The sequence below is a fragment of the Nitrincola iocasae genome (assembly GCF_008727795.1).
Taxonomy (GTDB): domain Bacteria; phylum Pseudomonadota; class Gammaproteobacteria; order Pseudomonadales; family Balneatricaceae; genus Nitrincola; species Nitrincola iocasae.
The window spans coordinates 2,668,961-2,691,945 of record NZ_CP044222.1 but is presented as its reverse complement, the minus strand read 5'-3'; the positions used below and the strand labels follow the sequence as shown (position 1 = coordinate 2,691,945).

Annotated in this window: 16 protein-coding genes and 2 tRNA genes; 10 read left to right on the top strand and 8 right to left on the bottom strand. The window is 50.3% G+C overall.

Features of this window, described 5'->3' with window-relative positions; all coding sequences use genetic code 11:
* The first annotated feature begins 187 nt into the window (after positions 1–187).
* On the top strand, positions 188–1,192 hold the full coding sequence (locus F5I99_RS12410) for an AraC family transcriptional regulator (protein ID WP_151056456.1): 1,005 nt from the start codon (positions 188–190) through the stop codon (positions 1,190–1,192).
* Positions 1,193–1,380: 188 nt separating this feature from the next.
* Here the strand turns inward: F5I99_RS12410 and fdhA are convergent, their stop codons facing one another.
* Positions 1,381–2,580, bottom strand: coding sequence for a formaldehyde dehydrogenase, glutathione-independent (gene fdhA / locus F5I99_RS12405; protein WP_151056454.1), 1,200 nt, complete (start codon positions 2,578–2,580; stop codon positions 1,381–1,383).
* 275 nt (positions 2,581–2,855) lie between these two features.
* Between fdhA and F5I99_RS12400 the strand changes: the two genes are divergently transcribed.
* The 3 genes from F5I99_RS12400 to F5I99_RS12390 all read left to right on the top strand — a co-directional run bounded on the left by F5I99_RS12400 (position 2,856) and on the right by F5I99_RS12390 (position 7,134).
* Positions 2,856–3,248 carry a DsbA family oxidoreductase gene (locus F5I99_RS12400; protein WP_151056452.1) on the top strand — a complete coding sequence of 131 codons (393 nt, stop codon included), beginning with the start codon at positions 2,856–2,858 and terminating at the stop codon, positions 3,246–3,248.
* A 328-nt stretch (positions 3,249–3,576) separates the two neighbouring features.
* Positions 3,577–6,126 carry an autotransporter domain-containing protein gene (locus tag F5I99_RS12395; protein ID WP_151056450.1) on the top strand — a complete coding sequence of 850 codons (2,550 nt, stop codon included), beginning with the start codon at positions 3,577–3,579 and terminating at the stop codon, positions 6,124–6,126.
* A 189-nt stretch (positions 6,127–6,315) separates the two neighbouring features.
* Positions 6,316–7,134, top strand: coding sequence for an alpha/beta hydrolase family protein (locus F5I99_RS12390; protein WP_151056448.1), 819 nt, complete (start codon positions 6,316–6,318; stop codon positions 7,132–7,134).
* 152 nt (positions 7,135–7,286) lie between these two features.
* Here F5I99_RS12390 and F5I99_RS12385 read toward each other — a convergent pair whose 3' ends face one another.
* The 3 genes from F5I99_RS12385 to F5I99_RS12375 form a co-directional block, all read right to left on the bottom strand.
* A complete protein-coding gene (locus tag F5I99_RS12385; RefSeq protein ID WP_151056446.1) occupies positions 7,287–7,940 on the bottom strand; it encodes a peroxiredoxin in 654 nt (217 codons plus the stop codon).
* A gap of 239 nt (positions 7,941–8,179) precedes the next feature.
* Positions 8,180–8,256: transfer RNA gene (locus F5I99_RS12380), tRNA-Pro, on the bottom strand.
* Between the two features lie 12 nt (positions 8,257–8,268).
* Positions 8,269–8,344, bottom strand: a tRNA-Asn gene (locus F5I99_RS12375).
* A 182-nt stretch (positions 8,345–8,526) separates the two neighbouring features.
* Between F5I99_RS12375 and ycaO the strand changes: the two genes are divergently transcribed.
* The 4 genes from ycaO to F5I99_RS12355 all read left to right on the top strand — a co-directional run bounded on the left by ycaO (position 8,527) and on the right by F5I99_RS12355 (position 15,845).
* Entirely contained in the window at positions 8,527–10,269 is a 1,743-nt protein-coding gene (gene ycaO, locus F5I99_RS12370) for a 30S ribosomal protein S12 methylthiotransferase accessory factor YcaO (RefSeq protein WP_151056444.1), read from the top strand.
* A gap of 110 nt (positions 10,270–10,379) precedes the next feature.
* A complete protein-coding gene (locus tag F5I99_RS12365) occupies positions 10,380–11,774 on the top strand; it encodes a Wadjet anti-phage system protein JetA family protein (protein ID WP_151056442.1) in 1,395 nt (464 codons plus the stop codon).
* A complete protein-coding gene (locus F5I99_RS12360) occupies positions 11,774–12,424 on the top strand; it encodes a DUF4194 domain-containing protein (RefSeq protein WP_151056440.1) in 651 nt (216 codons plus the stop codon). Before F5I99_RS12365 ends, F5I99_RS12360 begins: the two co-directional genes overlap by 1 nt.
* Complete coding sequence (locus F5I99_RS12355; RefSeq protein WP_151056438.1) at positions 12,411–15,845, top strand: SbcC/MukB-like Walker B domain-containing protein; 3,435 nt, start codon at positions 12,411–12,413, stop codon at positions 15,843–15,845. The genes F5I99_RS12360 and F5I99_RS12355 overlap by 14 nt, the downstream gene beginning before the upstream one ends.
* Before the next feature lie 140 nt (positions 15,846–15,985).
* Here the strand turns inward: F5I99_RS12355 and F5I99_RS12350 are convergent, their stop codons facing one another.
* The 3 genes from F5I99_RS12350 to F5I99_RS12340 all read right to left on the bottom strand — a co-directional run bounded on the left by F5I99_RS12350 (position 15,986) and on the right by F5I99_RS12340 (position 20,214).
* Positions 15,986–16,609: a hypothetical protein gene (locus F5I99_RS12350; protein WP_151056436.1), complete on the bottom strand. Its 624-nt coding sequence runs from the start codon at positions 16,607–16,609 to the stop codon at positions 15,986–15,988.
* A gap of 170 nt (positions 16,610–16,779) precedes the next feature.
* Positions 16,780–19,428: an HD domain-containing phosphohydrolase gene (locus F5I99_RS12345; RefSeq protein ID WP_151056434.1), complete on the bottom strand. Its 2,649-nt coding sequence runs from the start codon at positions 19,426–19,428 to the stop codon at positions 16,780–16,782.
* 129 nt (positions 19,429–19,557) lie between these two features.
* Entirely contained in the window at positions 19,558–20,214 is a 657-nt protein-coding gene (locus tag F5I99_RS12340; protein ID WP_151056432.1) for a hypothetical protein, read from the bottom strand.
* A gap of 133 nt (positions 20,215–20,347) precedes the next feature.
* Here F5I99_RS12340 and F5I99_RS12335 point away from each other — a divergent pair, with 133 nt between their 5' ends.
* Positions 20,348–21,673 (top strand): DUF3422 family protein, encoded by a 1,326-nt coding sequence (locus F5I99_RS12335; protein WP_151059167.1) that lies wholly within the window; start codon positions 20,348–20,350, stop codon positions 21,671–21,673.
* The gene (locus tag F5I99_RS12330; RefSeq protein ID WP_151056430.1) at positions 21,670–21,978 is read left to right on the top strand and encodes a BolA family protein; all 309 of its coding nucleotides are present in this window, start codon (positions 21,670–21,672) and stop codon (positions 21,976–21,978) included. The genes F5I99_RS12335 and F5I99_RS12330 overlap by 4 nt, the downstream gene beginning before the upstream one ends.
* Positions 21,979–21,983: 5 nt before the next feature.
* Here the strand turns inward: F5I99_RS12330 and F5I99_RS12325 are convergent, their stop codons facing one another.
* A complete protein-coding gene (locus tag F5I99_RS12325; protein WP_151056427.1) occupies positions 21,984–22,922 on the bottom strand; it encodes a LysR family transcriptional regulator in 939 nt (312 codons plus the stop codon).
* Positions 22,923–22,985: the final 63 nt, after the last annotated feature.

The following is a 22,985-nucleotide window of genomic DNA, read 5'->3' as shown; positions in this document are numbered from 1 at the left end:
TGTGCGGCTATAGGCCTTGCTATCTGTTGGTTGAAAAAACGCGCTGTCAAGTACTTCTCGACCCGAGAATCCAATAGCTATATTATCATCGCTGGTGCGGTATTATTTAGTTGGGTGAACGCTTCGTAACTAACAAGCAAACGGACACGCCGCTATCTACCTGATAGATCAGACAGTGAGTGTAGTTATGGCTCAAGAGTTCGCCATGAACCTATTCAATCATCATGTTTTTTCTTCAACGAATATTGATGAGATCCGCCATGTGCTGGGGAAGCAGTTCACGCCGCATGAGCTAAATATCACCAATAAAAAAGCCCGCCTGAATTCTTCTGTTTGCAGCTGTGTTGTTAACAAACTTAGATTATCGTCGTTCTCGTATGGCGAGGGCGCACCAATAGAGGCCTTAGTAAAAGAGGATCAGTGTTCGGAGGTTATTTCACTTAATTTTCAAACATCCGGTTCCGGAAGATTGCAGCAACATGGTGAAGCCAGTGATATTTCAGCGAATCAGGGGCTGATTATCAATATGGATAGGCCATACAAGCTGGATCTGCAGGGTTATGCTGGTGATGCACTGATATTTAGCCATGATGCACTGCGGCAACATGCGCGTGGCTTATTGGGAGAGAAGGCAGGAAGTATTGATTTTAAACTGGCCAAAAGCGTTGATCTTACCAAACCTGCCGGGCAGGCTCTGAAGAATGCCGTGGCTTACGCAATGAAAGAAATGAATGGACCGCTTGGGGTCTTGATGAACCCCATCAGTCTTGCCAACCTTGAAAATTATCTGCTGACACAATTTATTAGCCTGCATCCCAATAGCTTTGCGGATATTGTTGAGTCAGCTGCAAATCCCGTGATCATGCCGCGCAATCTCAAGCGTGCGCGTGATTATATTCATGCCCATGCCCATGCAAAAATTACAGTGGAAGAGTTGGCGACTTATGCGGGCTGCAGCTACCGGTCACTTCAAAACATCTTCGGTAATGTCTTGGGCATGTCACCTATGGAGTACCTCAGAAGCGTTCGCCTGGAGGGCATTCGAGACGAACTGCTCAATACGAGCGACAAACAAAGAACGGTGACAGAAATAGCTAACCAGTGGGGGATTGTTCATATGGGACGGCTGGCCTACTTGTACAGGAAACAGTTTGGCGAATTGCCATCAGATACATTGAATTCACAAAAATAATCCCGTTTCACGAGAAAGAGTTCGCTCGCAGAGCGAGCTCCCACAGTATGTTGTAGGAGCCCGGTCCCCGGGCGAAAGCAAGCGCGGGTTGTTGTAGGAGCCCGGTCTCCGGGCGAAGGGTTCGCTCGCAGAGCGAGCTCCCACAGTATGCTGTAGGAGCCCGGTCCCCGGGCGAAAAGGTTGATCTTTTAAGCCGCAAACTCGGCGTGTGGGTCTATAACAAACTTCTTCGCCGCCCCACCATCAAAGTCGGCATAGCCTTTGGGGGCCTCATCCAGTGAAATCACTTGCACGTTAACGGCTTTGGCGATCTGAACCTTCTCGAACAAGATAGCCTGCATCAACTGACGATGATATTTCATCACCGGACATTGGCCCGTATGGAAGGAGTGTGACTTCGCCCAACCTAAGCCAAAGCGCATACTCAAGCTGCCCTGTTTGGAAGCCTCATCGACCGCGCCAGGGTCTTCAGTTACATAGAGGCCGGGTATGCCGATTTGTCCGCCAGCACGGGTTATGTCCATCATGGAGTTGAGAACAGCTGCAGGCTTTTCTTCATGATGACAACTGCCATGACAATGGGCCTCAAAGCCAACACAGTCAACCGCGGCATCGACTTCAGGTACACCGAGTATCTGTTCCAGTAATGCAGGCAGTTCGGCATCCTGGCGCAGGTCGATAGTTTCACAGCCAAAGCTCTTGGCCTGAGCAAGGCGTTCAGGAATCATATCGCCAACGATGACACAGGCTGCACCCAGTAACTGTGCAGAAACAGCTGCTGCCAGTCCTACAGGCCCAGCACCCGCAATATAAACAGTCGATCCAGGCCCGACGCCTGCCGTTACGCAGCCATGGAAGCCTGTCGGAAAAATATCTGACAACAGGGTCAGATCACGAATTTTGTCGCGGGCCTGATCGGAATCCGGGAATTTGAGCAGGTTGAAGTCAGCATAAGGGACCATAACGTATTCGGCCTGGCCACCAACCCATCCGCCCATATCCACATAACCATAGGCAGCACCTGGGCGGGCAGGGTTTACGTTTAAGCAGATGCCAGTTCGACCTTCTTTACAGTTGCGACAACGGCCACAAGCAATGTTAAACGGTACAGAAACAATATCACCCACTTTAAGAAACTCAACATCACGGCCACACTCGATGATTTCACCTGTAATCTCATGGCCCAGAACAAGGCCAGATGGTGCCGTAGTCCGACCCCGGACCATATGCTGGTCACTACCGCAGATATTAGTAGTGAGCACTTTGAGGATGACGCCGTGTTGGCATTGTCGTTTACCGAGGGACAGTTCAGGGAAGGCGATAGAGTGTACTTCGACCTTACCAGGACCTGTATACACGACACCGCGATTTCCGGTAGAAATAGCCATGGCTTTTCTCCTTTATGATTATTAGAGCGGTCTATAAATACTGCAGACACAAGTCAGTTTAAATGGACCTGAATGGCAGAACTTATGCGACCACGCCACTTAAAGAAGCAGAAACGACGGATGTTTTCGCGGTATGTCGGCATAATCTATGCTTAGTATTAGCGCTGGTATCCGCTTCACTATTGTATCCGTAAAATATCAAAACCAGCGTTGCCTTTCGGGTTAGTATTCCTCTTTGTGGCATTGCTGAAAGTTTTTTCATTAAGGAGGGCTCTATGCAACCCGTCAGAATCGATATTATTTCAGATATTGCCTGCCCCTGGTGTGCCATAGGTTATGCCCGACTGGTGAAATGGGCCGCGGAGCAGGGCAAACAAACCGAGATGAAAAAAGCACTGTTTGAGGCCTACTTTCACTATGATGCGGTGATCAGTGATTCGGCTGTGTTGGTTCATTGGGTGGAAAGCATTGGCCTGGATGGCGAGGCGGCTCAGAAGATGTTGGCATCGGATCAGTATGTGCAGACCGTGCGTGAAGAGGAGGCCCGCTGGCAGCAGATGGGAATAAGCTCTGTTCCGGCTTTTGTTATCAATGATCAGTATTTGATTTCTGGTGCACAGGAGCCTGAGATGCTGGTGAAGAGCTTGCGGAGTATTGTTTCCAACTAACGAAGTCTGACAGTCGATTCTATACCATTGATTATGTTGACCCTTTGCAGCATTAATATCAAATCAGCTGTCAACCTGAAAGACAAAGTCTGTAACTGATCTTAACTATGCTGCGCTAGGCGGTCATCTGAGTTACTATGAGATTCCATCTCGAAGTTGTGTTGTTACGATTCAGCAAACCTTGACGAGTCTGCCTCTATTGTTAACTCATGATTGAGTTGCTTCTGGGTAAGGCTCCACTCTAAGTTGTTATTTCGGTCACTGAAGCTAACAGGATCAGGAATAACTCTACGCCCTCCTCTAAAAATTTCCAAATAAGGTTGCTGCAGTGAATCAAGTTTATAACGTTATCTGGAATGTCAGCCACCAGGTCTGGATGGCTGTGAGTGAACTCACCTCTGCACGCGGCAAAAGCTCCGTATCGCTACCCGATAGCATACGCTCGCACGGCCTCTGTGTAACGGGTGCTATAGCTGCACTGGCGCTTGCTATCAGCACGGGGTCAGTATGGGCAGATGTGGAAACAACCGGGGATGTTAATCATACGCCGACCCCCAATCCTCTTATAGGGGATTGGAATCTTGGCGGGAATAATCTAATAGTTGGTGTTAATGCTACTGGTACGCTGACCATTAATGGTGGCAGTGCGGTAACTAATGGTGCTGGCATCATCGGCTACCTTGGCTCCATTGGCAACAGCTCAGTGACGGTGGAGGGGGCGGGTTCCCGCTGGACTAATAGCGGTATTGTGTCAGTGGGTACTGGTAGTACCGGTAGCCTGGCTATCAGCGATGGTGGTGTGGTGGCTAGTACTCGCGGCTACATTGGCCGCGAATTTTCTGGCAGCAGCGGCTCAGTGACGGTGAGCGGTATGGGCTCCCTCTGGACTAATAGCGTGGATTTGTTCGTGGGCCATGCAGGGACAGACAGTCTTGCTATCAGCGATGGTGGTGAGGTGGTTAATACTAACGGCTACATTGGTTTTAGTGGCAGCACCGGTACCGGCAGCGTGACGGTGGACGGTGAGGGCTCCCGCTGGACTAATAGCGGTGAGTTGTATGTGGGCATATATAGCATAGGTAACCTGAGCATTAGCAATGGCGGTGTGGTTTCAGCAAGCAGTGCCTTCATCGCTTATTTTGGAGGAACCACCGGTACTCTCAATATTGGCGCTGCTGCAGGTGATACCGCGGTAGCGGCTGGTACCTTAAATGCGGAGACACTGGCCTTCGGCAGTGTTTACGGTGTTGGTACCGGTAATTTGGTATTTAACCATACCGAGTCTGCATATAACTTTGCACCGAATATTACCGGCTTAGGCGCCATTCGCTTGCTCGCTGGCACTACACGCTTTACCGGTAACTTGAATGACTACACCGGCACCATGATCGTCGATGGCGGTATGCTGTCGGTCGCTGCTGGCGACACCCTGATCCTGGGAGGCAATTACACGCAAACGGCTGACGGGGTATTCAAAGTCGGTGTCACCGATGACACCACCTATGGCAAGTTGGTGGTCGATGGCACCGCTGCGCTGCCAAGTAATGCCCGGATCGATGTCGATGTCTCCAATCCAGGCTTCGGTTTCATCACGGCAGTGGACAATGGTATGGCGGGTATTATCAGTGCCACGATCCTGGACTCGGGTGGTACTTTCACTGTTACCGATAATTCCACATTGTTCAACTTCGGTGCCCAGAAAGTGGACAATCAGGTCAACCTCACCCTGTCTGCTGCTGCGGCAGGTGAAGGGGAAAGCAGTAACGGATTGACTGAGCAAATTGTTGTTGCCAAAGGTAATGCAGTGGCGCTTGGGGCCGCCCGTGCCCTCGATAGTATTTTTGTGAGTGACCCGAGCGGGCCTATTGCTACGCTGTTCGTTCCTTTTACAACCGACGAGCAGGTCAATACTGCGGTCTCTCAAACCTTGCCATTGTTGGTTGGCGGCTCGCAGGTGGCCGCGACCTCGGCTCTGACGGGTATGAACCGTGTGGTGCAGGCACGCATCGAATCCAACCGTGGTTTAAGCTCGGGTGATCATTTCTATGGTGATGAAAAGTTCTGGCTGAAACCCTTTGGTAGCTGGGCCGACCAGGATGACCGCAGGGGCGTCTCGGGTTACAAGTCCAATACAGCCGGTTTGGCTTTTGGTGGTGATACCACTGTTTCTGATGCCACGCGCTTGGGCCTGTCGTTCGCCTATGCCAGATCCAGCGTCGATGGTAATTCCACCCTTGCTCCTAACAGCGCCAAGGTTGATGTCTATCAGCTAATCGGCTACGGCAGTCATGCCCTGGATGAGGCTACTGAAATCAATTTCCAACTGGGTGTCGGTCAGAACCGCAACAAAGGTACGCGTGATCTCCTGTCTTTTGGTGAGCGAGCAACCTCCAGCTATGACAGTCTGGTGGCAACCGCCGGTGCAGGCGTGGGACGTAACATTACGTTGAGTGACACCACGACTTTTACGCCATCTGTGCGTGCTGATTACAGCTGGATCCGTGATGAAGGCTATACGGAGACCGGAGCGGGGCCACTTAACCTGAAGGTTACTAGTCGCACTACAGATGAATTGATCCTTGCTATGGATGGCAAGCTCACTCAAGAGCTTAAGCAAGATGTTTTGCTCTCGGCTAACCTGGGGCTGGGGTATGATCTATTGAATGAGCAAACCAGCATAACCTCAAGCTTCGCTGGTGCACCGGGCGCTGCCTTCACCACAAAAGGCATGGACCCCAGCCCCTGGCTAGCACGAGGTGGGCTGGGCCTGGCAACCCATACAGCGGGAGGCATGGAGATCTCCGCACGTTATGATGCTGAATATCGTCAGGACTTTCTGAATCAGACCGCCAGCATAAAATTGCGTTGGGCATTCTGATTTCTTATTGGTTTTCTTATTGGTTTTTTGTAGGAGCTCGCTCCGCGAGCGAATAACCCCCTTTCGTTCGCGGAGCGAACTCCTACAGAAGCTCCTACAGGCGGGGTGTGAGAGTCTGGTCTGTGGGAGCCCGGTCCCCGGGCGAAAAGGCTGGTATTATTCATTCTTAGACAGCTGAGATAAGTTCACATGATATGTCGGTTAGTTGTTACCATATTTTTGTCTCTTGTTCTTGTAGCCTGCTCCGGTATCCCAAGTGTTCAGGAGCGCCAAACCCATGCTGATGAACTGGCATCAGCGCATGGTTGGCAGGCTTTACGCCTTCCAGCGGGCGATTTCGATCTTATGGCGTACCTGTCTAAGGTTAGCGCTGATGAAGCCTTGTTGACTCTATACCTGGAAGGTGATGGTTTTGCATGGGTAAGTAAAAGCCAGCCTTCCTCTGATCCGACGCCCAGAGATCCGCTGGCCTTGCGGTTAGCTCTGGCGCAAGAGAGTGGTAATGCGGTTTATCTGGCGCGCCCGTGTCAATATATCAATGCCGAGAAGGAAGGTTGCAACTCGCGTTACTGGACCGAAGCGCGCTTTGCGACAGAAGTGATTGAGGCTACTAACATCGCCATCGATACACTTAAACAGCACTTTAATGCCAGTGAGCTGGTCCTGGTCGGCTATTCGGGTGGTGGTGCGATCGCTGCACTGGTGGCGGCTCGACGCACGGATGTTGTGCATTTAGTCACAGTGGCAGGCAACCTTGATCATCGTGCCTGGACAGCACTCCATCGAGTAGCTCCCTTAAGAGCATCGCTGAATCCTGCGGATGTTGCCGCGTCGCTCGCGGACCTTCCGCAAACCCATTATGTCGGTGGACTAGACCGAGTAATACCGTTGGAACTGGCTCAGCGATGGCCTGTGGGCTTCAGGGGTGCTAATAATAAAAACCTACGCCTTCTTGATTCAGCAGATCATAGTTGCTGCTGGATTCCTTTGCCAACAAGCTTATATTAATAGCTGAGCCAGCATTCGCTCGGAGACCGAGCTCCTACAATTCAGCGGGCAGCATTCGCTCGGTCCTCCGGGCGAAAGGGTTCGATTGTAGGAGCCCGGTCCCCGGGCGAAAGGCATCGCTCACAGAGTGAGCTCCTACACAGAGCGAGATCCTACGTAGGATTTTTGACCGTACGCAAGTAGGGCAGTTTTACATCCATTTCACCAAATTTGTCTTTGGCTTGTTCGTCATTTAAAGACAGCGCAACGATTACGTCCTGACCCTGAATCCAGTTTGCTGGAGTTGCTAGGGGTGCACCATAGGTTGTTTGTAGCGCATCCAGTGCCCGCAAAATTTCTGCAAAATTTCGGCCGACAGACATAGGATAAGTCATCGACAATTGCAGCTTTTTGTCTGGGCTAATGATGAACACCACGCGAACACTTGCGGAGTCTGCGGCGGTGCGACCATCTGGCAGGTAGGCGTCAGCAGGCAGCATATCCAGCGCTTTTGAAACGGCCAGGTCATCATCAGCAATAATAGGGAAGCTTGCCTGGGCGCCCGAATAAGTTTCAATATCGTTCTTCCACTGTTTGTGCTCTTCAACACCATCAACAGATAAGCCAATGACCTTGGTGCTACGTTTTGCCCACTCATCGGCTAACTGAGCAACGGCACCGAATTCCGTGGTGCAAACGGGAGTGAAATCTTTTGGATGACTAAACAAAATCGTCCAGCTATCACCGATCCAGTCATGTAGGTCAAAATTGCCCTGATCTGTAACCAGGTGAAGATTGGGGACGGTTTCATTGATACGAATTGCCATGGAGTAGCTCCTCTAGGTTGTTTTGCTTATTCCGTAATGCAACTTGGACTCTTCCAGTGCTAGAGCTTAGCCTACTCTGGAACAGAGTCTCTTCAGCTAATTAGTATATATCTGATAAAGGTATTAAAGTTGAATTGATCGAGAACTTATAGGAATAAACTTATAGGAATAAGGCTAAGCTCTAAAGTCACTATTTACAAGGGATGCAGGATGTTTTTGGAAGTCTTGAGAAAGGAAAGTGGTCGGAGTGGAGGGATTCGAACCCCCGACCCTCTGGTCCCAAACCAGATGCGCTACCAAACTGCGCTACACTCCGACAATTATGTTTTGGCTCCCCGAGCTGGACTCGAACCAGCGACCAATAGATTAACAGTCTACTGCTCTACCAACTGAGCTATCAGGGAATCGCTCAACACAGGCCGCGTATATTAATGATCGGAGAGGGTGTCGTCAACACAGTAAGCGAAAAAAATATAAATTTTTTAGTTCGAGGACGTTGCAGTATAATCTTTGATCAATCAATAAGATGCACTGGTCGTTGGTTTATCTGGCGATACAGTCTGGTTTTACCCTTGGGAGAGTATGAATGACGCAGATTCTGGGAAAAGATGCGCCGCTGGAAGAATCTATAGAGCGGATGAGCGCTGGTTTACAGGCGCTGGGGTTCGAGATAGAGGAAACACGGTGGCTGAATCCGGTACCCCATGTCTGGTCTGTATACATCCATGAAAAACACTGCCCACTGCTGTTTGCCAATGGTAAGGGCACTTCACGTGAGGCCGCGCTGGCGAGTGCTTTGGGTGAGTTTTTTGAACGGTTGAGCTGCAACTATTTTTTTGCTGACTACTTTCTGGGTTCAAAAATTGCTTCGGGTGATTTTGTGCATTTTCCCTATGAGCGCTGGTTTCCAGTCAAAAGCGCCGAGTGGCCTGAAGGTTTGCTTGATGAAGGAGCTCGCAACCATTACGACTTGAATAATGAAATTCACCCGGAAGCACTGATCGATATTAACTCCGGTAATGAGGCTCGAGGTATCTGTGCATTACCCTTTGTCAAACAGAGCACACGTGAGACGGTGTGGTTTCCAGTCAATATTCTAGGCAATCTTTATGTCAGCAATGGTATGGCGGCAGGGAATAGTATTTGGGAAGCACGGGTGCAGGCGCTGTCAGAAATTTTTGTACGGCATATTAAAAATACCATTATCTCCTCCGGTATCAGTCTGCCATTGATTCCCGAATCTGAAATTGCCAAGCATCCCAAAGTAAAAGGCGCTCTGCGGACTCTGCGCAGCAAGGGTTTTGTTGTCGAGGTGCGCGATGCATCCTTAGGAGGCAAGTTTCCGTTGGTGAACATCACCCTGATCAATCCTGTTGATGGCGGCTGTTATGCTGCATTCGGTGCGCACCCGAAATTTGCGGTGGCACTGGAACGTGCTGTGCTTGATTTGTTGCAGGGACGTGAACTGGAGCAGTTAATTGATTTTCCTATCCCTACACTGGATATTGAAGAGGCCGCTGATCCGCATAATCTGGAAACCCATTTTATTGACTCCAGCGGTGTATTTGCCTGGGATATGTTGTCGGCTACTACCGACTACCCCTACACCCCCTGGAATATAGAAGGGGATACCCAGGCTGAGTTTGACGAGTTGTGCTTCCGTATTCATCGGGTCGATATGGATATTTATATTGCCGATTACGAACATCTGGGGGTGTATACCTGTCGGATTGTAGTTCCCGGTATGTCTGAGATTTATCCGGTGGATGAGTTGATCTGGCGTAATAACAATGCGGCGGCTCCACTGCGACCCGCGTTGCTGGCACTGAGTGATCTGGATGCTGAGGGCTTTGCTGATCTGCTGGATGCCCTGGAAGATGCGGCATTCAATGAAGAGCAACTGGTGGCTGACTTGATCGGCGTGGTCCCTGATGCAGGCACTGTTTGGTCCTGGTTACGTATTGGCGAACTGAAAATGCGTCTGGCGCTGGCTTCGGGTGATCGTCAGTTAGGGTTGGAGTTATGTGAGTGGGTGCTCGGGTTTGCCCATATTCCGTCCAGGGCGCTGACTACTTATCGTTGCCTGCATCAGTTGTTGTCTATCGAGTTGGATGAGTCGCGTGATCTGGTCGATTTCTTACCTGTGTTTGAGCGCATCTATGGGACGGAAATGATCAGAATGGTGCAGGGTTTCCTGACAGGCGATGGCCTGTTTGATGACTTTGGCACCCATGATGAATCCTTGAAGGGCTTTATTTATCATCATAAGCTGCTGGACGCCTACGCTCGCCTGCAAGTAGCCAAACAGCAGTTAGTATTGACTGACTGAAGCAAGTCAATGCCATGAAAGGTTAGGAACAGAGCGAAATTTCCGCTAGAATCTGCCCTTGGGTTGTCGGTGCCGGACAGGTGCCGTCAGGTGATAAATCAGGGATCTGCATGCTCTTCAATAAATTACCCGATGCTATCTTTCTGCCGTTGTCCGGACAGAACCGTCAGATCTACCAGGCGGTGCTGCTGGAACTGGCTGATCTGTTTTTTGATGAGGATCTTATCGATCCGTTCATCCCCCGTGACCTGGTGCGCTCAACGATTGAGAATGCTGTGGTGCGCCTGGGGGTACGTCGCTGGGAATCTGAGTCCGACGATGATGCAGAACCACCGCGTTCCAGTGCCGATTACACCAATCGTATTTATCGACGCCTGGTGGAGTGTGGCTGGTTGGAAGAGGAGCAGCGCATCTACCGTCAATATGTGCTGTTAACGCCGTCAATCAGTTATCTGCTGCGTTCTCTGGTCGCCATTGCCCGCTTGGAAAAACGCAGTTACGGCGGTGCGGTACTGAACGTGCTCAGCTCGTTGGAAGCAGCCATCAATGATCCGGTCGGGCGGGGTATTACGCTGTCCGAGGCAGCGCAAACGGCGGCGGATTTCAGCGCCCACCTGACCGATATGCTGCTGGGCCTGCGTGAGATGAAAATTTCTCTGTCGGAAAGTAAGAATCCTCAGGAAATCGTGCGCGGCTTCTTTGACCGGTTTGTGGCAAACATTCTGGTGTCTGACTATAAAACCTTAAAAACCCGCAATAACCCGTTTCGTTACCGTCGGCAGATTATCTCCATGCTGCGTGACCTGCAGTTTGATCTGCTGCGCATCGAGCAGTTGTCGCAGCACTATCAGCTGCAGTATGAACTGGATTACGACAGTGCCGAAGCGATGGTGCATCAGCACATCAACCGTATTATCCGTATCTTCGAGTCAGTGGATCAGCGCTTGTCCGCCATCGATGACTTCCGCTATCAGTTGGAAAAACGTGTAGCGGATACCGTGCGCTACATGGATAAAACCACCCCGGGTATGGCGGCACGTTTATCCCGTCTGATTGCCGAGCTGGGGCAGAAAAAACGCGGTAAACTGCCGCTACCCACCACGCTGGAAGAGGTGGGCTTTATTTCACCGGCGAGTGTGCGTTCGCCGATGCGTCGCCGGGTTGAAGCCCAGCCACGGGTGATTACCCGCAATGAAATTGATCCCAAGGTGCTGGAACTGCGGCGTCTGTTCAAAGAGTACAAAGAGCGGCGCGAGGTTAAGGTTGACCGCATAGAGGCGTATCTGAGTCGTCACTTCAACGGCAGTGATCGGGTTAAGGCCACCGACTTTGCCATAGAGTCGGTTGAGGACTATATCTGCTTCAGTTATATCCGCCATCTGCAGTCACTGGGCAAGAAAGCCCGCAAGGTGGCCAGCCAGTACCGGATTGAATTTGATGATACCTATGTCTGCGTCGCTGATGTGGTTGAGTGTCGTGGCTTTGAAATACACAGGAATTCATAATGTTAGGTGATCTGCAAAAAGTTTTGTCTCGGGCCGAACAGTATGAGGCCGAAGATTTCACCCGCGCAGCCAACTTGCTGCTGGTCAGCCAGTTTCTGTATGCCGACCGTCCGCTGCATCGGGATAGCTACTTTCTGATCTCATCCCACGTGGACTATTTTCGTAATCTGTTTGAGGCCATTGGCTGGAGTTTGATCTACCAGCCGGATGAAGCCTACCTGGGCGTGGTTCCTCAGGCTGATGAGCGGGTATTGAAGCTGCGTCTGGATGAGTCGTTGCTGTTGCTCTGCCTGCGTCAGATGTATGAACAAAAGCTGGAAGAGTTCGAAATCCAGGATGGTAAAGCATTTATTACCACCGATTCGCTGTTGCGCCTGTACGAGAACCTGACCGGTAAAGAGATTCCCAATGAAACCCGGATGAAAGAGATACTGTCGCTGTTTACCCGCCATGGGGTGATCGAACGCGGCAAGGCCGATGAAACTGACCCTAAAAATATCCCTCTTAAAATCAGCCCGGTAATTCGACAGGTAGTCGTCGAAGACTATATTGGTCAGTTGGAAGCCTTGTGTGATATTGATCCGGAAGCTCCCAACGCACAGGACAACTCACAGGCCAGTTCAGAGGAGAGCACTGATGAAACAGCTTAACCGTATCGTACTGGTCAACTGGTATGTGCTGGGCGCGATTGAAGTGCCTATCAAGGGCAATGTGGCCATCGTCGGCCCCAACGGTTCGGGTAAATCTTCGTTGCTGGATGCGATACAGACGGTGCTGATGGGCGGGCACAAACGTAACCTGAGCTTCAACGCCTCGGCGGGTGAAAAATCCGAGCGTTCACTGCGAACCTACTGCCTGGGCTTCCTCGATGATCTGGGCAAGAAGGTGAATGCGCGTGAAGACTCACTCACCTATATGGCGTTGAGCTTTTTCGATACCGAAACCGCCAAAGAAAGCTGTGTCGGCATTGCCATTAGCGCCTCTACCGCCAGTGCTGATGAGGATATTCTCGGTCGTTTTATTCTGCCGGATTTCTCTGTCACGCTGGATGACTTTTCGGTGAAGCAAGGTGGTGGTCGCCTGCCGAAACCCTGGCCGGAAGTGCGCGAAAACCTGCTGAAGCAGTGTCCGGATATGGTGCTGGAAAAACGCGCCAGTCGTTTTGTCAAAGAGATGGTCACGCATCTGAGTCATGATGCGCAGATGCCTAATGATGATGAAAAATTCATTAAGAACTTTAAGAATGCGCTGAAATTCCTGCCGATCGACAGCCCGACGCGCTTTATCCGTGAATTCGTGCTGGACGAGAATATCGTCCACGTCGGTGCTTTCCGTAAATCGCTGGATGAATACCGGGCGATGGAGCAGAAAACTCGCGAGGTTGCCAACCGTATTGCTGAGCTGGAGAAGGCTCAGGAACTGTGTCAGGGCATCTCCCGTAACGTGAAAAACTCAGTCGAATATGAATGGGTGGTACACGAGGGCCGGTTTGAGCATGCTGACTTGAAAAAGGAAACAGCGGCCGAGCGTCTGGAAACCTACACTGAGCAGGAAGCGGCCCTGCAGACAGATCTGGAAAACAACAGCGAAGCGCTCAACACCACGCTGCAGGATCTGGCCAATACTCGCGCTGAACTGAACAATACCGACTCGGCACACAAGGTGAATGCCCTGGAATCACGGATTTCAGCGCGTCAACATGAAGTGTCAGTGGTGCGCGAAAAAATTCAGCAGGTCTATAACCTGATGCGTACTACAGTGGGTTTTTCCGAGCAGATGCACCTGTTGCCGGATAACTTTCGCCCGGTAGTGGAGCAATCCGTACAGCTATGGCGCTCGGGTGAAAACACCCTCAGTGGCATGTGGCCGGAAGCACCGGTGGAAGTGGATACCACCCTGGGTCAATTGCGTGAGCAGGTTGATCCGGTGCGTAAGGCCATAGCGCGGCGTTATGAAGAATCGGTGATACGTATCAATGAGCTGCGTACCCAGATTCAAAGCCAGAAAAGTGCCGTTGAGCAATTGCAGCAAGGCCGGGCACCTGTACGTCATGCTACGCGTGAGCTGATCAGCCTGTTGCAAGAATATGGTATTGAATGCACGCCTATCTGTGAGCTGGTGGATATCACTGAGGATAAATGGCGTATTGCTATCGAATCCTTCCTGGGGGCACGTCGTGAAGCGCTGGTGGTGTCGCCGGATCGGGTTAAGGAAGCCATTACCCTCTATCGCCGTAAGGGGCGTCATTTGAAAGGCTGCCGGATTATTAACACCACTAAAACCGGTGAGTGGATCAATCGCGGCAAGCGCGGCACGCTGGTTGAGTTTATCGAAACCGCCAATGACCATGCCCTGGCCTATATGAATCGGGCCCTCGGCGGGGTGATGGCGGTAGAAACAGAAAATGAACTGCTGCGTCATGAGCGCGCCCTGACCTATGACTGCATGTTGCAGACGGAAGGCTCAACCACATCGATCAACGAGCTGAGCCCGATTATGGGTATCCGCCGTCGTGGCGATCAGTTGGCACAGCAGGGCAAGCAGGTGGACGAGATGATCGCCGAGTTCACCACCCTGGGCAAACAGCATGAAACCCTGGAAAAACTGCGTGACTCTCTGATTCAGCTGGGTTCCGGCTTGTTGCAGGTGAATGAGCGGGTGTTTGATCTGACCAATCAGCGCGATCAACTCAATAGTGAGATCGATGGTTATCATCAAGCTATCGTCGATCTGCGCAATCATGATGACACGGGCATTCAACTGCGTATTGCTGAACTGGCTGAGCAACAAAAAACCATCGAAGCACGGCAAAAATCACTGATGGACAAGTTGCAGAAAGTCCGCACCGGGATGATCAAGGATAACGCTTCCCTGGAAGTGCTGGAGCGTGAACTGAGCGAACATGCGCAGGCACGCAGCCGCTGTGAAGACAGCGCCCATTTTGATGCCCAGTCCGCGCAGGAAAAACGTGATTACCTGGATGAAAGCTGTGACGGTGAGCTGGAGCGCATCATTTTTGAGGCGGCCAAGAAAGCTCAGAGTGAACTGCAGCTGCACGAGAAAAAGAAAAATGCGGTGCGCGACGCTGTGGCGCAATATAAAGCGCGTTATCATGGCGGTGGTATGACTCATCAGGGGCTGGATAATATCAGTGCCGATTCCACCCACGAAGACCTGGAAAAATACGTTAACGAAACAGTCACTGCGCTGCAGGAATCCGAGCTGGCGCTCTATACCCAGAAAGCCGAACGAGCCCGACTGGAGGCCGAAACCGCGTTCCGTTCTGACTTTGTTGCCCATCTGAATGATCAGATCGACAAGATTAAAGATCTGATTCGTGAACTGAACAGTCACTTGAAGAATCGTCCTTTCCATCAAGAGATGTACAGCTTCGAGATGATGCCGAACCCGGAACTAAAAGATATTCTGGAGTTGGTGGAAGCCTACACCCGTATGGATCAGGCCAACGTCGGTTCGCTGTTTGATATCAACCATGAACAGGATTCCGGTCACCGCGATGCGCTGACTAAAATCCATGAAGTGCTGAAGAATGAGGGTGAAAGTACCCTGCTGCAGGATTACCGTAACTTCTATAACTTCGAACTGGTGGTCAAGGATCTGCAGGGTAATCGCAAAACTACCCTGACCCAGCGTATCAAAACCGGTTCTGGTGGTGAGCATCAGGTACCTTTTTATGTCGCGATGGCGGCCGCACTGGGCGCAACCTATCGTCTTAAAGAGGGCAGTGATGGCAAGCCAGTCGGCGGTATGAGCCTGTCGGTGTTCGATGAAGCGTTCAATAAGCTCGATTCCGAGAACACCGTCACCTCGCTGGGCTTTATGACCGATCTGGGTCTGCAGACCATCATCGCCGCGCCGGATGAAAAGTATTCACTGCTAAGCTCGTGCATGGATACCATCATCAACGTCTGTCGTGATGGCCGGATTGTCGATCTGGATGTGGAGTTTCCAACTGAAAAAGGCAAGCAACTGCTGGCCGCTGATCATCCCTACAAGATGATCGACGTTGAATCCGACACCTTTGAAGAAACGGCTACGTTGGATTTATAAGTTGCAACAGGCCTGCCGAACAGCATTTCGGCAGGCCTGAGTATTTCATACGTTCTTAGACTGAGCCAGGTAAGCATGTATGGGTGCTCTATTTATGCCCATGATCGTAAAGCTCTTGGATTAGCTGCCATACTACAGTGTTAATATGAAGACCAAGGTTTAATATGAAGGTTTGAGAGCACAGCTTCATATAACTCTTCTGTTATTTCTCCAGCAATCATGTAAACAATCTCTTCATCATCAATAACAAAGTAGATCGTGTCATTGTTAGGCTGAACGGATTGAATCCGGTAGGCATGCACCGAGTCCTTTGATGTCTTGGTATATTGACTGGCTATATCCAGGTCCTTGATCTGTCGAAGAGCGGCTAGGGATTCGTTCTCACTTGGTCGTGCGCCTAAAGCATCGAAAAATTCTTCGTTGGTATTTATATTCAAACCATCCAGCAGACCGTTACTTTCAAACAGCGTTAACAGTTTTTCGGGTGGGATGGCGAGAAACAAAACGCTGTTCTGAGATGGATAGGATGGAGGTAAAATGTGCAAATTGGTGCCAGAATTAATGACATGCAATTTACCGATTAAATTTAACGGTAAACGCATTTCCATGGTCATAAACTGAATGGTAACGCAGGGTTCGCATTCTCGCTCGGTTGGCCAAGGTATCTCTTCAAGTGTTATCTCCTTAGCGGCTAAGGATTGGCTCAAAAATAGGCTTAAGAACAACAGCCACGCTAGTTTGCCGAATGAGCGTTTTATGTCCATGAAGGTAATACTCCCGGTTTAGCCGCCATGCCAAGTGATGCCATATCAAGTTCGGTTCTCCACGTACGAATAACATTGAATGCGCAACCAGGGTTTAAGCGCGATTTGTATCTGTTAAAAACACCGCTACCTAGCTGAATTGCAATACTCTTTATGAAGTATAAGGGTATTTATCTAAGATAATCCTGGATAGCTTCCAATCCGGCGGTATCACAGTTAAAGCGTTGTTGTTCAACCCCCACACCGGTTCCTGCCAGGGGGGAGTCAGTGACCGGATCGTGGTTCTGCAGCCAGCCATCGGGTGCATTGATAATCACAAAATCATCGCCCATCACCCGGAAAATCATTGCGCCAGGGCAGTGTGTCTGCAGCCAGCTTGCAAAGCCCTGGAGTAACTGGTTTCCTGCATGCCAGCCATGTTTTACATTAAAAGCGGCAAACTCGTGTAGCAATAGCATCTGCAGGGAATGAAAGTGCTGGTGCATCTCTCGTTGCAGCATAAAGCGCAGGTATTCAGCATTGTAGAGACCGGTCAATTGGTCATTAAAAAAGTAGGCGAAACGTTGACGCTCCAGATCCGAATCAGGGAGTTGTTCTGCGTTCGGTTGGCTGTCTAGATCAATGGATTTAAGCGTTTGCACTGCCGCATCAACCACAGTCGCATCATAATGGATATTAGTCAGGCTCTGCAGTTCAGTCAGCGCCTCATCGACCGTTTTGCGGGGTTTGTAAATGCGGTTGGAGGTCATGGCATCAAAGGAGTCGGCCACAGCCATAATCCGGGCCGGTAGGGGGATATCACCATCCTTCAACCCCTGAGGGTAGCCACTGCCATCGAGGCGTTCATGGTGGTGGCGCATCAATTCAGCCAGGTCTTTGTACATCTTAATAGCAGAAAGAGTTTCATAGCCCACACTGACATGCTGTTTGATCAGTTCGTATTCCAGTGGGGTCAGGCTACCTGGCTTCAGTAGTACCGCATCAGGAATGATGATCTTGCCGATGTCGTGCAGGGTTGAGGCTTTAATCAATTGTTGAACCTGTTCTTCTGCCAGCCCCATTTTGCGGGCAATCAACTCGGCATAAGTGGCTACCCGACGCGTATGGCCAGCGGTGTAGGTATCACGTTTTTCAATCAGGTCCACCATCGCCAGAATGGTTTCTTCATAGTTGCTGATGCGGGAGACTTCGGCACGCTCGCTCTCCTCGCGCCGGATAAAAGCATGCATGGCAAAGCCTAAGTCACCTGCCAGTTGTTCAAGCATACTGATCTCGTCAGCATCAAAACCGGAAGGGCGATGGGTATACACGCAGAGTACCCCCATGGGTGTCGAGAAAGCATCTGAACGCAGGGGCAATAGAGCTGCCGCAGTCAGATCCAGGCTATCCGAACCTGTTTCATGCAGGTCGGATGCCCCGAGTATTCTCAGGGTATTGTCTTGTATTGCTAGCCAGACCTGCCTCAGCGATACTGGATGCTGTGTGAGCGCCAGTAATTGCTCTGTGGAACCATAAGAACTAACCAGGCGTTCAGTGTCCTGTTCACGGGAATGCATTCCAGCTACCCAGGCGAAGCGATATTCAGGATGTGATACTAGCCGGTCACAAGCGGATTTAAGCATCTCTATCCGATGTGTTGAGGTAATAATAATCTGGTTCACATCGGCGACGGTCTGCACAATACGGCGTAAGTATTGCTCATGCTCCAACAGGCTTTCGATACGATTGGTGCGCTCCTCAACACGCTGTTCCAGTTGGCTATTGAGCTGGCTCAGGGTTCCTTGTTGTAACTGAAGACGCCGGTTGATATGAATGACATAGAACAGCACGACCGTGCAGGCTATCAGCGCAGACAGGGCTACCACCAAATACTGCCAGTAGCGTTGCAGTGCATCGATCAGGGACAAGTTATTCTGGTAGGCATAGGGCTCCAGACTTAGCTCCCGTAACAGATCATGCACCGGCTGGTAGTTTTGTGACAAAGTCCAGCCTGCGCCATAAGGAGAGTGAAATACTAAAGTACTCTCAGGCATACTGAATAGTGCAATAGCGACGTCCATGGCCAAGGTATCAGCGACGTGTGGGAGTTTAGCGAGCGGCCATTCAGGGTATAGAGCCGTACTCACTCGATAAGGAAAGTCCACCTGATTACGTTCGGCCAGTACAAAGAAGTCGGACAGCTGTATGGTGCTTTCTGATGCCATCTGCTCCAGTGTACCTGTGCGAATAAAACCTGCGTCCGCATCGCCCTGCTGAACGGCATTAACCACAGCGTCATGGGTATGCAGGAAGTTGAGTTCAGAAAAGCTGTTTGCAGAGAGTCCGTGGTGGTGAAGTTCACCCAAGCCAGTTTGCCAGCCGCCAAACGATGAAGGGTCCACTGCTGCAATGCGCTTATCCTTGAGGTCACTGAGCAGGCGAATGTCATCCCTGTCAACGCGTGTAAAAATTACACCGCCAAACTTATTAATGGCAACTGTATCTGCATTTCGGGTATAGAAAGTGGCAACTGCACTGGCACCATAGAGTTTTTCTAATTTAACAAAAAAAGATGAATTGGCAATGATAAAATCAACATTCCGTTGGCGGGTAGCCAGATGGACCTCATCAAACCCCAACGGGACCAGCTCAAAGTGGTGTTCCGGTAATGTGTTATTCAAGTGCTCCAGCATAGGTTGCCAGGCTTCAGTGACTTTGGCGTCACCTCGCAGACTCAGTACACCAATACTTACATCGGCAACTACCGGAAAAGAGAATAGTAGGGCAACCAGTATCAGTATCCAGCCCTTGGGCGAACTGTCGGTTTGAAATAGTGACATTGGACCTGACCTTAGGGCGAAACCAAAAAGTAGAAATCAGCTGATGACTTCCTGTCCCATTAACCCGTATTCTATAACCCTTATTCTGCCGGGGTTATAGCAAGATTATGGCATGTGTTCGGGTAAGACTCAAAGTTTTACCATCTGGCTGGAAAGACGTCGCGGCGGTGATGTACTTGTCAGGCGGCAATCGATGCGGGCCTGACCATCCAGGTAAAGAGTTAGCATTTGATCTCTTTGGTCCGCTTGCCAGCGATGTGGTTCAGTGCACAGAGACAAAATTACTGCGTGTGGGCTCAGTGGCGCGGTTGATTTCAGTGACAGCCAGGCGTCATATTGTTCATCATGTAATAGCTGGGCAACTTGCCTGACTGAAAAATGCTCTTTGGATAGTGAGTCTGCAGGGAACATGATTCGGCTTGCCGGTTGTAAGCGAGGTTCCCGGGCAAAACTCTTACGTACACTCAGATCAGCGGGGAGATTGAAATGGCTATTGTCGCGGACATTGCTATTGAATGCCAAGCTGTTCAGTCCCTCCAGAACAACCTTCAGGCTCCAGTCACAGCGTTTGATCAACTGCCAGGCAGGTTCAAGGCTGGAGCGTGCTCCCAGCGTGTAGCGGATAGGGTCTGATGAACCTGAGTTAAGCTGTGTCAGCTGCAAAAAGGTACTTTGAAAGTCTACCAGTACTGTCGGGTCATCGACCAGGCAGTAGGGTATTTCCCGGCTGAAAAAATTCAGCCAGGCTTCGCGGGATTCAAGTGAGGGCAAAATGCGGATCAACATGCAAAGTATTGTAACGCAACCTTTGTGGTTTAGCGCATTTCAGTGGTCCATAATCAGGTTAATTTTTGTCGAAAGGTAGTATACAAAGGTATACTAAGTGCCAAAAATCAGAGTAATAACTCAGAGCGTTGAAATGACTTTTGCCATGTTTAAACTTGAGCAGCACCCGCTGCGCACTGCGTTGTATGATGAGCTGCACTCCCGTCCTTTTCAGGTTATTCCCTGCCCGGCAAAAGTAACGCATATCGCTTTACTCACAACACCGGAGCAGAAAACAGCCCAGTTTGAGCATTTGTGTGAGTTGCATCGACTCATGGGAGTGCCAGAACCTAGGGAAGATGTTCGCTGTTATGAAAAAAGTTTTGGGAGTTTTCGTCTTCGCCGTGAGCAGCATATGGAGTTTGCTTCCTATACCTTTATCAATTTGTGTGCAGCCGGTGGACAGAGTGATCCTTTTGCCGAGACTGGCTTGACGCCCTTGCCAGCCGGGTGGCTGGATCAGTTAGCTGGACAAGTGGTGGCCGCGTTTCATCTTCAGTTACAGCATGTTACTCATCCACCCGAGGCTGATATCTCTATTATCCGTCCGGCTTTTGAGGGCAGCAGACTGGTTGGTAGCTGTCCACAAAATGGTAGTGCGAGAGTCTGGGGTAGCTTCCGTTTGCACAGTGATGGCTTCGGACGCTTTATGGTGCTTAACAATAGTATGTCTAACAGTCAGTTGGGACGCTTGACTCAGCGACTGATGGAAATCGAAACTTATCGTTTAATGTCACTCCTGGCTGTATCCTTGGCGCGCGATATTTCTCCTGATTTGAGTGACATGGATCAGCAACTGGCGCGTATTACCCAGAGCCTGGCAGATCATCATCATGTGGATGAAAAAGCAATTCTCGAGGAGTTGACGGATATGGCAGCGAGTATTGAGGCCTTTCGGGCCCGGTCTACCTTTCGATTTTCAGCGACCCGTGCTTATCACCGACTGGTGCTGACGCGCCTGGAAGAGTTACGTGAAAATGAAATGTCAGGCCACCTGACTATTCGTGAGTTTATGACACGTCGGCTCACACCTGCTGTCAAAACCTGTGAATCCGTGGCCTATCGCCTGGAAGACTTGTCGCGTCGCGTGGATCGGGCATCGGATATGATGCGGACACGGGTCGATCTGTCGATTCAGAATCAGAATCAGGCCTTACTGTCTTCCATGGATAAACGCTCACAAGTGCAATTGATGATGCAGCATACTGTGGAAGGTTTGTCGTTTGTGGTAATCAGTTATTATCTGGTTGGATTGCTCAAGTATTTGCTGGATGCTACTTATGATGCCGGGCTGACGTTTGACAAGTCACTGGTGATCGGTGGCATGATTCCGGTTGTGATGTTTCTGGTCTGGTTGAGTGTGCGCCGTATTCATCATAAATTTATAAAATTAGCCGAAAAGAAGCAGGATAAACTATGAGTGTTGCAGAACGAATTGAAACCTTGCTGCGTGAGGGGATGCAGGTAGACACAGTGCTGCTTGAAAATGAAAGTCACATGCATGCCGGGCCAGCTACTGAAAGCCACTTCAAACTGGCCTTGGTCAGTCCTGAGTTTGATGGCTTGTCTAAAGTGCGTCGGCACCAGAAAATCTATGGTCTGGTTGCCGAACTGATGCAAAATCCTATACATGCCTTGGCTATGCATCTCTATACACCGCAGGAGTGGCAGACTCAACAGGGTAATGTACCGGTTTCACCCAACTGTATGGGTGCTCATAAGTAACGGGTTTATACGGGCTTGAAGCCGGGTAATGCCTGGGCAATTTCAGCTATCTGTTCACGAATCCAGATCATTCTGGGATCGTGGTGGTGACGGGTGTGCCAGTAAAAATAAAACTTCACTGACGGTTGTTGTAGTTCTGCAGGCAGGCGGCGTAAGCAAAGCTCGCGGTCTGCTGCAATACGTTCTGCCAGGCGTTGCGGTAAAGTAAATACCAGATCAGTTGTTTCACAAAAATCTGCTACAGCCATAAAGCTGCTAAGCCTGAGAATGACTTCCCGCTGCATACCGATTTTTTCCAGTACCCTGTCCATATAACCAGGCCCTCTGCCTGTAATCGAAACCAGTCCATGAGCGGCATTGGCATAGTTTTCAGGTGTTAACGGCTGATCTGCCAGAGGGTGATTACGCGACATCAGGCACACGGCCGACATGTTGTCTAACAGAATACGATGCAGTGTACCGGTTGAAGCACTGGGTTCCAGTCCACTGAGGCTGAAATGTACATCATTCCGATCCAGCATAGCGAAACTGTCATCTTCCTGTTTAACAATTTCCAGATGCATACCCGGTGCACGTTCACGCATACGTTGCATCAGTTGGGGTAGGTAGAGTGCCAGTTCCAGATCCAGCCCCGTGACTTTAATCAGCCCATTATCGGCAGCGGGATCAAAAACAGGCTGCTGTACCAGAGACTCAAGAGCAATCAGGATTTCACCTAACTCGGGTTGAATTTGTTTTGCACGTGCGCTCAGGTCGTAGCCTTGTGAGGTGCGAACCAGTAGCGGATCATTAAAAATCTTGCGCAATCTGGCCAGTGCTCGACTGAGTGCTGGCTGGCTCATATTTAGACTCGTGGCCGCACGGGTGATGTGACGCTCGGTAAGCAGCCGGTCCAGTAGCAGGAGAAGGTTGAGATCAATTTTGTTTATATTCACTTCATGCATAGTGATTATCCAATTAATACATTGGACGAATATATAAGACGACGGTAAGGTTAGCAATGTAAC

Coding starts and splice junctions, on each gene's coding strand:
- F5I99_RS12410 (WP_151056456.1), top strand. CDS start 188: ATGGCTCAAGAGTTCGCCATGAACCTATTCAATCATCATGTTTTTTCT.
- fdhA (WP_151056454.1), bottom strand. CDS start 2,580: ATGGCTATTTCTACCGGAAATCGCGGTGTCGTGTATACAGGTCCTGGT.
- F5I99_RS12400 (WP_151056452.1), top strand. CDS start 2,856: ATGCAACCCGTCAGAATCGATATTATTTCAGATATTGCCTGCCCCTGG.
- F5I99_RS12390 (WP_151056448.1), top strand. CDS start 6,316: ATGATATGTCGGTTAGTTGTTACCATATTTTTGTCTCTTGTTCTTGTA.
- F5I99_RS12385 (WP_151056446.1), bottom strand. CDS start 7,940: ATGGCAATTCGTATCAATGAAACCGTCCCCAATCTTCACCTGGTTACA.
- ycaO (WP_151056444.1), top strand. CDS start 8,527: ATGACGCAGATTCTGGGAAAAGATGCGCCGCTGGAAGAATCTATAGAG.
- F5I99_RS12365 (WP_151056442.1), top strand. CDS start 10,380: ATGCTCTTCAATAAATTACCCGATGCTATCTTTCTGCCGTTGTCCGGA.
- F5I99_RS12360 (WP_151056440.1), top strand. CDS start 11,774: ATGTTAGGTGATCTGCAAAAAGTTTTGTCTCGGGCCGAACAGTATGAG.
- F5I99_RS12355 (WP_151056438.1), top strand. CDS start 12,411: ATGAAACAGCTTAACCGTATCGTACTGGTCAACTGGTATGTGCTGGGC.
- F5I99_RS12350 (WP_151056436.1), bottom strand. CDS start 16,609: ATGGACATAAAACGCTCATTCGGCAAACTAGCGTGGCTGTTGTTCTTA.
- F5I99_RS12345 (WP_151056434.1), bottom strand. CDS start 19,428: ATGTCACTATTTCAAACCGACAGTTCGCCCAAGGGCTGGATACTGATA.
- F5I99_RS12340 (WP_151056432.1), bottom strand. CDS start 20,214: ATGTTGATCCGCATTTTGCCCTCACTTGAATCCCGCGAAGCCTGGCTG.
- F5I99_RS12335 (WP_151059167.1), top strand. CDS start 20,348: ATGACTTTTGCCATGTTTAAACTTGAGCAGCACCCGCTGCGCACTGCG.
- F5I99_RS12330 (WP_151056430.1), top strand. CDS start 21,670: ATGAGTGTTGCAGAACGAATTGAAACCTTGCTGCGTGAGGGGATGCAG.
- F5I99_RS12325 (WP_151056427.1), bottom strand. CDS start 22,922: ATGCATGAAGTGAATATAAACAAAATTGATCTCAACCTTCTCCTGCTA.